Genomic DNA, 11,579 nt, shown 5'->3' with positions numbered 1-11,579 from the left:
CAGGAAGCCCATGCAAAACAAGAAGAGCAGAATCAGGCTGAATGCCGGATTTACCTTGGTTGAACTCTTGGTGGTCATCGCCATCATAGGGGTGTTGGTTGCCCTCCTGCTGCCAGCAGTGCAGGCCGCACGAGAGGCCGCCCGGCGGATGCAATGTGTAAACAATTGCAAGCAACTCGCTTTGTCGACACAGAACTACGAATCGTCGCGCAAGACACTTCCTCCGGCAGGACTTTTTCTCCCGAAGCCGGGTAATGAGAGCGACAAGGTGAATCTTCGCGCCGGTCGCAATCACAGTTGGATCGTTTTAATGTTGCCTTATATCGAGCAGCAAAACCTCTATTCCCAGTTTGATATTGAGAATACCAATATCGCCAACACACTCGGCGATCCTCAGCCCCAGGAGTCTGAGATTTCTTCGTTATTGTGTCCTAGCGAATCAGCACAAGGTCGTACTTACAAGCATTGGGGTACCAATGCACCAGGCACTGGAGAGCGTTCGCGTTTTGCCAAAGGGAACTACGCGGCCTTTGAAAGCGTCCATCATGCGGATTACTTTCGTTGGCCCGGCGCGATAAGTCTCTATGGGAATAAATTGGGAGCGATCGAGGATGGTACCTCGTCTACTCTCTTGCTCTCGGAGGTGCGTACTCGCGATCAAGAAGAAGATCAACGTGGTGCATGGGCTTTGCCTTGGGCAGGGGCTGCGATTCTTGCTTACGACATGCATGCTGTCGATGCATCGGGACAGGAAAGCAAAATCTCGGCTGACACGGGACTTGAGTTCATGCCTGACCCAAACTGGGCCGGTTTGTCCCGAAGGCCAAATAGCACGAACCCGGACATTGGGTACTCGTGTCCCGATCCTGTCGGCGCTCTAGCCGAAGGGGTGCCCTGCGCAATTGACGCTTTCATATCCGCTGCCCCGCGATCCAATCATTTAGGAGGAGTCAATGCCTCTTTCGTCGATGGTCACGTCTCGTTCCTTACTGATGAGGTTGACGATTTTGTAATGGCTTACCTTGTTTATATTCGTGATGGACAAAGTGTCGACACAAGCGAACTATAGTTTCAGCAACTTTGTGTGTTGCTCGAATGAGAAGAATAGGAAGAGTCAGCCATGGGAGAATCTAGTTTTGCATCCATTTGGCCGGGAGCTGCAGCTTTGTTAGGAATTTTAATGATCGTGACTGGTTTGGTCTTGCCGGCCGCAGCGGATCCTGCAGGTTCCCTGACTGAGCAGCAGGCACATGAATACTACGAAGCCCATGCCTCTCTAGAAAAGGCTGCCGCCGAAAGAGGGCGGGATGCTCGCAATAAGAGAGTTCCCGAAAGCCCCGAAGAGGCTCGCGGATTGGAAGCAGCCCGCAAACGATTCGAGGATGCCAAAGCTGAGGTCCAAACAGCCAAATCAAGCAATGCGAAGCTGGCATTCGGGCTGAAAGTTGCTGGCGCAGCGTTGACGATTCTCGGCGCTGGTGGGCTGTTGATGAATAAGTCGTAGAGTCGGTCCATTTAAAGTCGGTAACAATCGATGCAAATCTCTGCCTTTCGTTGCCGTTTTCTTCAGGCGCTGGTGTTCGTCTTTTGCCATGTCTCTGCGGTCGCTTCGGTTCACGCCATCCAGATCACACTCGACTACACACTCGACGAGAACAATGAAAATTGGTTTGATTTAGGTACGTCCACAGGACAGGCACGCCGTGCATCCCTAGATTCCGCCGCAGCTTTTCTGTCGGCCATCATCACGAACAACGACTGGACAGACCTCACATCACTCAACGGCTCCATCGGATTTTCAGATATCCAAGCGAGTAGCATCGTTGATCTCTCAGGGAATGTGGTTCAAGGCTCAGCAGAGAGTGACGGACAAGGTTATTCTTATACATTGTCGACGTCCAACAGATCCAGTGTCGCGGCCAATGAGTACGTCATCTATGTCGGGGCTTTCAGTTTTGACTCGGGCACCACTGCACATGCCAAAGGTGGCTGGGACGGCTACGATAGCCGCAATGCCGCAGGCGCGGCTGGGTCGGAATTCAACACCTGGGGCGGTCGAGTTTATTTTGACACCGGAGATAACTGGTACGCAGGTCACGATCCTGGCGTCAATCCTGTCGATGACTACGGCATCCAAGATCCAAACAAGACGCCCACGACTGATATTTCCACAGACAACTGGGACTGGCACACCACCAGCTTGAAGTGGAACGGCTTCGACCTAAGAACAGTCGATCCCACGGCTATAGGTAAATCTGACTTGTACTCTACCGGTTTGCACGAAATGATTCATGCACTGGGAGCCACCAGCACGAATCTAGAAGACGATGATCTCGTTGGCGTCGATGACGAAGGGAATCTGATTGGCACAAATCTTGTGGCCGAATACGGTGGGCCAGTGCCCAAATCGAGCACAGGCCATTTTGCAAGCAGTATTCAGTCCGAAGTGTGGAGCTCCGCTGGGATCATCTCAGAAGTCTCGCTCGATCCCAACTCAACGGACGGAGCACGCAAGTACCTTACTAGACTTGATGCTGCCCTCTTGCGGGATCTTGGTTACCAGGTACTTTACCAATTCAATCCCGCGGATTTCAACTTCGATGGCTTGGTCAACACCAGCGACCTGGCCCAATGGCAAGCCGCCTACGGCCTCGACTCTACAGCCGACGCCGACAACGACGGCGACAGCGACGGAGCAGATTTCCTTGCTTGGCAACGCGAAATACAATCCTTGGCAGCGCCATCTGCAAGCTCTGTCACAGTACCCGAACCGAGCGCACTCGTTCTCTTGGCAGCCGCAGCATTGCTCTGCAGACGACGAGTTCCCAAGAGTTAATATTCTTAACATTCTTATTTGTGTGCGCACTCAATGTCCCTTGAGTGACTATTCTTAAGGCAGCCGGGTGGAGGGGATCGGAGGAAACTCCGGCAATTGAGTTCTTTGGGTCGTGGTACAGAATGTGCATTCTACTGCCAGTTTCGATATACTTTGGGGGGTTCGAAACGCTCGCCTTATTCTCGCTGAGACTCGTATGGACAGAAAAACAAAATACTACCGGCAGACGAAAATCGTAATCACCCTCGGGCCCGCGACGGAATCGCCCGAGTGTCTGGCGAAGTTGATCGCAGCAGGCGTGGATATCATCCGCTTGAATATGGCTCATGCTACGCGAGAGTGGGTCGAGGAGGTTGTAGGTCGGATTCGACGTGTCTCCCAGGAATCGGAACGACAAGTCGCTGTGATGATGGATGTGAAAGGTCCCGAGATTCGCACTGGGGATGTGGAGAAGCCACTGGAGTTGGATGTCGGTGATTTGTTGGATTTCCATGCCGAATCCGCAGAAGTGATGAATGACGGTGTTCCGAGTGTTTCGGTAAATTATGCCAAGCTTTCTCAAGATGTGGATGTCGGGCAGATCATTCTAGTCGATAGTGGCTTGCTGCGTTTCAAAGTACTCGCCAGGGATGAAGAACGAATCCGCTGCGAAGTCCTCACCTCGGGCACACTCGGTTCCCGGAGGCACATCAATCTTCCCGGAGTTCAGGTCGACCTGCCTGCGCTGACTGAAAAAGACGAAGCAGATCTAAAAGCGGGTGTTGCCGCTGGAATTGATTTTGTGGCGTTATCATTTGTGCGCCAAGCAGAGGACGTTCAGACACTGCGCAAATTCTTGGATGAGAATGGATCCATTGCAAAGATTGTTTCCAAGATTGAAGAGCAAGCAGGTGTCCGCAATATGGAGGACATCATTAGAGCATCCGACGCGATCATGGTGGCGCGCGGTGACCTGGGTATCGAAATTGATTATCACCAATTGCCTCTCGTACAGACCGAGCTCGTCCGTGCTTGCCAGGCAGAAGGCAAGCCCGTCATCATTGCTACACATCTGCTAGAGTCGATGATCCATTCGCCCATTCCAACTCGAGCAGAGATTTCTGACGTTTCCAATGCGGTCCGCGAACAAGCGGACGCTGTCATGTTGTCGGGCGAAACGACCACGGGCGCTTATCCTTTGGAATGTGTGGAAGTCTTTAAGAACATCATTCAAAGTATCGAACCAACGGTACATGGGCAATTGAATTCTCAAATCCAGCTACGTGAGCCAAAAGCAAAGATGTTGCGTTCAGCTGCCGTGTTGGCACAAGAGTTAGGGCAATCAGCTATCGTGGTATTTACTCGAAGTGGCTTCCTCGCCTACGTCCTGGGAGCGTTGCGACCCTATGGAGTACCGATTTATGCCTTTACCGATGTTGAGAGCATATTTCGTCAGCTTCTTCTCCCTTGGGGGGTCGAACCCTTCTTGATGGAATTTTCAGAGGACCCCGAGCAAACGATCCTTGATTCACTCGACGTACTAAAACAGAAACAATGGTGTGCCCCAGGCACTTGGGTCGTCGTGATTACCAATGCTCTGGCAAACAAGAAAGTCATTGACACGATGCAACTTCGAGAAGTGGAATGAATCGAAGTGAAGGGGAATCATTCCTGCGATCGTCAAGCAACTCTGACTACTGGCGCCGCTGGCTTGCACGCTCAGCCAAGCGTGCCTCTGCGGCCGCTTGTTGCTGGCTCAGTTTCTCGAACACGAGCGTTGTTTCGTCGCTCCAGTCGACGTCGCCCGGTTTGAATTGGAGGACGGTTGCGTCGATCGCGTCGGCGAAATGGACTTCGAAGATTTCATAACGTACCAGCGGATCAGACGTGGGCTTGAGGCCCGAAAGGGTCTCGCTGACATAGGCATCGCTCGCACGGCGGAATTCTAGCACGTAAGGGAAGAGATTGCTTTGCCCCACCAGCACGAGCACATGGTGCGGCAATTGGTCCGGCCACGTCGCGGGGTCGGGATCCGCCGCGTTGGCAGTAGAGGACATGATCGCCAGCTCCTCCGGTCGCCATCGCCCCAGCAGCGCGTTGACGGCCAGCCCATTGAGCTGGGTTGGCCGGGGGGGATCGAATCGGTAGCGGGTCAGCAACTCAGCGAGTAACTGCGAAATGCCCCCGCGGAACTCAGCCGCTCTGATGAGACTCTCCCGCTCGGCAAAATTTGCAGACTGCCGAAAGGAGGTACGGAGGCGGCTACTGAGATTGGCCACATCGAGTCGATGAACTTGTCGGCCGCTCGGCATGTGGCGGTCGGTCCACAGATAGCGACCATCGTAAACTTGTACATAGCTAGCATTTTCACCGGCTACCTGGGTTTGCATTTCCCAGCGGGTCCTACGCTGGGCCCCGGCACCCTGTTGCCAGAAATGTCCGGAGCCGACTTGCGTTTCGTCTGCCAATCGCGACTGGTGTCGCAACCGGGCGGAAACGTTTGCCCGGCGCTCCATGGTGGCAAGAACTTCGGTGAGTAGGACATCCCCACTAGTAACTTCTACCGCATCAGGGGGCGCAGCATGTGCTTCAGCGGCAAGCATTGCCAGCACCAAGTTGCCCCAAACGAGGGAAGCGGTGAGTGTTAAACCACGCAATCTAGTCTTCCTTTGCCGGATTTACCGGATTTGCCAAAGATTCGGGTCGCAACAGGCCGACCATTTATCTGCGGGAGAATACCCGAACCATTGCGCTCGGGAATTCTCACAGGACTAGGAAATTGGATCGGGAAGGTGACAAGCCAACCAAGCAGAGCGGATTCTAGTTGGACTCCGCCCAGCCGGTCCACAGCAAACTGGCTCGCACTGTTCACAGCGGATGGTGCTAGCAACGGTAGTTTGCGGCAGCTAGTCCGACGGATGCAAGAACACACATATCGGAGCACCCAATGCCGCGGGCATTGATGACTCCACACAACCTCGAACGTTTTACGCATGTTCGTGCGACCTGAGGGGGGAAACGCGATGAAAAAACACTTTTTCTTATCCACGATTTGCTTGATGAGCACGCTGGCCACAGCGAACTGCCTGGCGCAGCATCATCACTTGGCGTATAACCTGCCACCAGCGCAGCGATTGATGGAACCGGGCCCTGGAGTGGGCGGCCCTGGTCCCGGCGTATTGATGCCTGCTGCAGGCATGGGTGGCGGTGGATTCGCCGGTGGTGCCTCAGCCTCGCCGGCTGGCTACATGGGCGGCGGTGCATGTCCTCCGATGGGTATGGGTGCCGGTGCGACCTCTCAGATCGCCTTCTTGGGTGTCGAAGGGGGGGAAGTTTCCTGGGATACCAGCGGAAACCAAATGTTCGATTCCGTGCCGCTGGTGATGCCAGGTCGGCAGAATTTTCCCCAGGGTGCCATCTATCGCTTGAAGCTGACGAGCCTAGCGGGACGTGAGGGTGTGGAACTCTATCCCACATTGGAAATTGCTCCCGTGACACCTCGCACGGACGCCTATTTGGCTCACGCTCCGATTCCTGTGCAGTTCACCGACGAGGACCTCGATCAGGTGCTCAGTGGCAACTTTGTCACGAAGGTGATCTATCTGCCAGATCCAGAGTTCCAAGAATTGGCGCTCTCGGGTGTAGAGACACTGGTCAGCACACGTCTTGATCCGGGTGTCGATCCGATTGCCGAGGCCGACCGCCGCGGTGCGATCCTGGCCATATTGCGAATCGGTAATCTCGATTTGCAACTCGGCAATCAGGGCGGACTGGCAATGAACGATAATGTGCAGCATGCTCAATACACCGAAGGGGAGTACTGCCCTGAAGGGGGCAATTGTCCCGAGGGTGGTGGAGATTGCTACGACGGCGGCTATGGCGGTGGTGGTGGATACGGCGGTGGCTATAGCGGAATGCCTGGCCCTCAGGGAATGTCCACTGCGGGTTTTGCACCTCAACCTATGCCTCCACACATGGTATCGGGAATGACGACTCCTCAATGGGGTATGCCAAGTGTTGGTACTCCAATCGGACTTCCTGGTCCTCCGCATATTCCTTTGGGTCATGAAGCGGGCCTCACGAGCCATACGGTTAAGAATCACACCCGCGTGTTGATGCCACCTCCAGTGCACAACATGAAGATCGACGTCAAGCAGCGGCCTGGAATGAACTACCCACGCCCTGTGAACCATGTCCACATATCAGAAGTGAATCGTGCTCCCTTTCGGGCTCACGGTGGAACTGTAGCACCAGCCATACCTACTGCATTCAAGAAATTCTGTGCAGCAGTTACCGGCTGCAACGACAATGGTGAATGCGTTGAAGATCCTTGCCAATAAAGGATTTGAGGGTTGAGTGCATAGAGATCAGGGTGGCCAGACAGACACTGACAACTGACCACGGACAATATATGACAACAGACCGCAAAGCTCGGCAATGTGACTTCGGTCGCATGTTCGTCGCAGGCAAGCTGCTATTAGCAGTACTGATTTGGCTACCGTCTGGCACTTCGGTGTCAGCGATAGAAAAATCAGCGCATTGGCACCATGCTGGTGCCATGCCTCCGGGAGCGATTGGCCGCCAGCGACTGCTGAGAGGCGGTGCGTTGTCAGGTGCCTGCCAGCCGGTGGAGATTCGTGCCCCTCACGGAGCTCGGATCGCACCGGCGGCAGGGACCAGTTTTCAACAAGGTGTGCCGGACCGCTTGCTTGTTGGGCTCTCCATCGGACCGGTCTATCGATTTCGGGTAACCGATATTCCAGAAAACCCTGGAATGGAAGTATTTCCGACCGTGGAGATGATCGACCGACTGTACCCCCCACCGGGCCAGTCACTGCGGTTTCCAGTTCCCATCGAACTAACACTCGATGAGCTACTTCAGGCTGCTGAGGGTCGGTTTATCACGCGCGTGATTTACGTGGAAGACCCGCTCCTTGCTCCGGCAATCGCTCGGGAAGATGAACAGCAGCCGTGGGTCGAAGCCAGACCGGGTGATGATCCGTTGGTGATGGCCGACAGCCTGGGGCGTCCTATTGCGATCTTGCGAATGGGCGGACGCGTTCCTGAGGGTTCGCTTGCCGATGCAGGATTTACCTACGGTTCGCCTCAAGCGGTAGTCTTCGATCAGCCATCGCTGGACCAGTGCAAACCGAAGGTCGACTTTTCCGTGCAACAAGCCGTTCCTGGTGAGGTCTTGACACCGGGCGAGGAACTACTGATCGCACCAAGGCCTGGCAATTAAACACTATTCCGAGATACGCTATCTTGCAACCATCTGCTCATTACTATACGACTACTCCAAACACCGGCCGTCCGCCGCTGTGGTTTCGCTACGTCGTGGTCGCCGTGGTACTCCTGGTGCTCTGCTCATGTCGAGCGGTAACACCGCAGGGGCAGTTGGCAAGTAATCCTCAACTCGCTCAGCAGGCTTCTCCGTTCGCAGCAGCAGTGCCCCAACGTCAAGTCATGCCGGCAGTTTATATGCCAGATTCTCACATGCCGCCCCCGGTTGCCCGGCAAGCCGAGTACGCCGCCGGGATTCGTCCTGCCCAGTGCAATATGCCAGGATGCTCGTGTTGCAGTGGATGTGGCGACTGCGCCATTGTGGGGCCCCGCGACGAATACCTATGCGATGGGGGCGACAAGGGCTTGCCCGCAGGGGTAAAAGAGGATTGGAAGATCGATGGCCTCGAACAGGAAGATACCGTGGCCCATTACGACACGGTCGATGGCCGCACGCTCATCACTCCCAGCAATCAAGTGTGCATCTATGCTCCAAGGTTTGGCGTGGTGCGCCGTGTGATCGATCTCCATGAATACGAAAGCTACGATGCAGCGGGTGGATTTGGACAGACAACTGCTTTGGCCAAGATCGACGAGCAAGAGCGAGCAGTTCCTTCGATCAACAAGCTCGAACCGAATATCAATCGTGTAGAAGACCCGGCCAGTTTGTTGCTAGAGCGTCAGCAGCCGGGCGAGATTGCTCGCGACGAACGACTTGCTGCCGAGATCGGTACCCTATCACCTTACTGCGACCTGCAAGTCGTGAAGGCCGGCATCCTGACTGGAGACGAGAAGGTTAAAATCACTCGCGCTAGTCTGGCCGCGATCACCTGGACCGGCGACCAGGCACCGCAGATTACCATCGACAGTCGCAACGCGGTGGCCGCAGTCAGCGATCGTCAACCAGGTGTCATCTATCACCTCGAAGAACCGAATAAGCCGTGTCTGCGACTCATCAAGCTGTCATCCTGCGGTTCAGCCAAACAAGGTGAAATCGTCGAGTTCACACTGCGGCTAGATAACGTCGGCAATCGCGAGATGGGCAACGTCACCGTGGTCGACAATCTCACCACGCGGCTGGAATACGTGCCCGACAGTGCCAAGGCAAGCGTCGAGGCCGACTTCTCCACCGAGCCAAACTCGGGTGGCTCAGAAGTCCTGCGTTGGGAAATCAAAGAGCCCCTGGATGCCGGTGCTGGCGTCATCTTGCAATTCAAATGCAAGGTACGGTGAGATTTCTCTGTAGGCCGTGAACAAGCCGTGCGCAGTTCCGGCGATTCTTAAAGTATGCTAGACAAGTTCAGTCGCATTGCCGGAACTCGCGTTGCTCGTTCCGGCCTACGACTTTACCTAAAACAACCTGAGCAAGATTCCCAAACCAAGTGGCAACAAGATCGCAGCCGCTGAGGGTTCAGGGACTGCCAAACTCTCGCTTAATGGCGAGACTATCGTGGCTGCGTTAGAGTGCTGCTGCCACAAGAGAAGATCCTTGCCATCCACCACACCATCGGCATTGCCATCGGCTTCGAGCGTATTGAGTGGATAGAGTCCTGTCTTGCCATTTTGCCTTTGCCAGAGCAAGAAATCAGCACCATCGGCGTCCCCATCCCCGTCGAAATCTCCGGGAGGCAAAATGGACTGGATAATCGCCAGAGCATCGTCAATTTCGAATGCGTTGAGATGTGCCGACGCCTGATCCAACTGCGCCTGGATTGTTCCATCCCCGCTGAATTCTTTTCGTGCCCTGTAGAGGTCGAACACCATTTGCAATTCGGCCTCGCCATAGGGCACCTCGGTGAACTGCTGGAGTTGCATGAGGTAGGCAAAACCAGTCTCGACGGTGGGCTCGAAGATCGTTCCTTCGCCAAAGTCATTGAACGTTGCAAGTTGGATGAAATCTAGGTTGTTACTGTACTCGTCAGCCAGGGCGAGCGTGTTTGCCAGAGTTTGACCGTTGTCGTGGGGGATCTCGAATGAGAATCCGCCGAAAGATTCGAAGCCAGGGTAGGCGACACCACCTACGGTTCCTAACGTGGGTGCACGGTTCTGGTAGAATTCTTCAAGGCGAGTCAAATAGTCATCGCGAGCTTCATCTTCGTAAATCCAAGCATATTCTCCTGTGGCATTCGCGCCGGCATCATTCTTCTCATACCACAAAGGAAGCAGTTCAACGTCCTCTCCCGCTTGGGCTAAGATCGTGGTCCAGTCGGAGGGTTGCTGCTGGGTAATCGGACCAAAGACCGCGACCAAAGGGTCATCGCCGTCTCCGATGCGGATATACTCGGGCTTGTTGAAATAGTTATCGCGAAGATAGGCCATATTCGTCGCTACTTGCCCCGTATTGGCAGCAAATCGATCTTCCAGAACGACGCCAAATTCCATGCTAAAGTCGTCTGTCTTAGCCACAATTGCATTCGAGTTGTTGAGCAGCTTCGTAATATCGCCATTCGTACCCTGAACGCCGTACCAGTCGATCAGAATTCCTTCGACCCCAGCCATTTTCATCAATAGCATGTGGTATTCGAGTACATCGGGATCACTCGATTGATACGGCCCAATCTTTGGATAGTAGTTCGAGGCGATTTCTCTTCTTCCATCGGCATCGATGTTATTGGGATTGGTGGCACCAAAGCCATTCCAATGCCCATTCCAACTACTTCCGTTGCTCCCACCCAAGCTTGCTGGGGTGTCGTGCCAAGGCATGTAGTGCATGTAGAGTTTGGGCTTGCCAGCAGGATCTGGGTCTGGATCAGGGGGATCACTAGCAGCGTCGGCAATTTGGAGAGCGTTGAGATACCCGTTGCCGCCATTGGCACCCTCGAATCCAACATAAAGTGTGTTGTTTGCTTGAGGTGCAACTCCTTGGATGGTCACAACATTCGCTTGATTGTGAGTTGAACCTGAACCGACAAACAAGTTGGCAGTCGAAAGGGGAGTGGTGAAAGTATCATCCGTATAAATGGTGTACTTGGTGGTGTCGTCGTTGTTGTACTTATGCGAGCCGAAGAAAGTAAGATCATAAGTCTTCAGTGGGTCCAGCTGCTGAATCTGGAATTGAGAGGAAACATAATAATCGTAAACAGCGTTTTGAACGCCCAAGTTACCAAGTGCAGCCGCGTTGTACACCGAATCGCTAGGTCCATTGATATCTGTAGGGCCAGCGGGACCATTGTAGCTGTCGGTTCCAGCCGCAGTAGTGAAGCCGAAATCAACTGTCGTTGCATTGCCGGCCATGTCCAGCAGGTTCGGATAGAAATCTTGAGAACGAACACTGTTCCAATGGTTCCCATTCACGTCAGGGTTCGTGACAGTGGCTCCACGATAACTGTCTTCGTTGCCAAAATCGATGAGAATCGTTTGTGCGTTTGCAGCCTCAAGACTACCCACTAGTAGAAGAATTGCTGGCAGCACTTGCCAGAAGAGTTTGAATCCAGAAGAGATTTTCATCAAGAGGCCAATCGCTTTGCGTGTCTTGGGTCTT

9 protein-coding genes are annotated in these 11,579 nt (G+C 54.1%); 7 read left to right on the top strand and 2 right to left on the bottom strand.

Translation table 11 applies throughout. The annotated features are described in order from the left end of the window. Positions 1-10 precede the first annotated feature (10 nt). The 4 genes from Pr1d_RS19170 (at position 11) to pyk (ending at position 4,463) form a co-directional block, all read left to right on the top strand. Entirely contained in the window at positions 11-1,069 is a 1,059-nt protein-coding gene (locus tag Pr1d_RS19170) for a DUF1559 domain-containing protein (protein ID WP_148075023.1), read from the top strand. A 51-nt stretch (positions 1,070-1,120) separates the two neighbouring features. Then, positions 1,121-1,504: a hypothetical protein gene (locus tag Pr1d_RS19165; RefSeq protein WP_148075022.1), complete on the top strand. Its 384-nt coding sequence runs from the start codon at positions 1,121-1,123 to the stop codon at positions 1,502-1,504. A 30-nt stretch (positions 1,505-1,534) separates the two neighbouring features. Continuing rightward, complete coding sequence (locus Pr1d_RS19160) at positions 1,535-2,836, top strand: hypothetical protein (RefSeq protein WP_148075021.1); 1,302 nt, start codon at positions 1,535-1,537, stop codon at positions 2,834-2,836. A 196-nt stretch (positions 2,837-3,032) separates the two neighbouring features. After that, positions 3,033-4,463 carry a pyruvate kinase gene (gene pyk / locus Pr1d_RS19155; RefSeq protein WP_148075020.1) on the top strand — a complete coding sequence of 477 codons (1,431 nt, stop codon included), beginning with the start codon at positions 3,033-3,035 and terminating at the stop codon, positions 4,461-4,463. A 46-nt stretch (positions 4,464-4,509) separates the two neighbouring features. On the opposite strand, the gene Pr1d_RS19150 is transcribed toward pyk, so the two are convergent. Then, entirely contained in the window at positions 4,510-5,472 is a 963-nt protein-coding gene (locus Pr1d_RS19150; protein ID WP_148075019.1) for a hypothetical protein, read from the bottom strand. Positions 5,473-5,838: 366 nt separating this feature from the next. Between Pr1d_RS19150 and Pr1d_RS19145 the strand changes: the two genes are divergently transcribed. The 3 genes from Pr1d_RS19145 to Pr1d_RS19135 all read left to right on the top strand — a co-directional run bounded on the left by Pr1d_RS19145 (position 5,839) and on the right by Pr1d_RS19135 (position 9,331). After that, complete coding sequence (locus Pr1d_RS19145; RefSeq protein ID WP_148075018.1) at positions 5,839-7,155, top strand: hypothetical protein; 1,317 nt, start codon at positions 5,839-5,841, stop codon at positions 7,153-7,155. 71 nt (positions 7,156-7,226) lie between these two features. Continuing rightward, a complete protein-coding gene (locus Pr1d_RS19140) occupies positions 7,227-8,057 on the top strand; it encodes a hypothetical protein (protein ID WP_148075017.1) in 831 nt (276 codons plus the stop codon). 23 nt (positions 8,058-8,080) lie between these two features. Beyond that, positions 8,081-9,331 (top strand): DUF11 domain-containing protein, encoded by a 1,251-nt coding sequence (locus Pr1d_RS19135; protein WP_148075016.1) that lies wholly within the window; start codon positions 8,081-8,083, stop codon positions 9,329-9,331. A gap of 117 nt (positions 9,332-9,448) precedes the next feature. On the opposite strand, the gene Pr1d_RS19130 is transcribed toward Pr1d_RS19135, so the two are convergent. Then, positions 9,449-11,545: a glycoside hydrolase family 71/99 protein gene (locus Pr1d_RS19130; RefSeq protein ID WP_148075015.1), complete on the bottom strand. Its 2,097-nt coding sequence runs from the start codon at positions 11,543-11,545 to the stop codon at positions 9,449-9,451. Positions 11,546-11,579: the final 34 nt, after the last annotated feature.

This window comes from Bythopirellula goksoeyrii, from assembly GCF_008065115.1.
Taxonomy (GTDB): Bacteria; Planctomycetota; Planctomycetia; order Pirellulales; family Lacipirellulaceae; genus Bythopirellula; species Bythopirellula goksoeyrii.
Note: the sequence above shows the minus strand (reverse complement) of the source record. Positions and strands in the feature narration are given on the sequence as shown.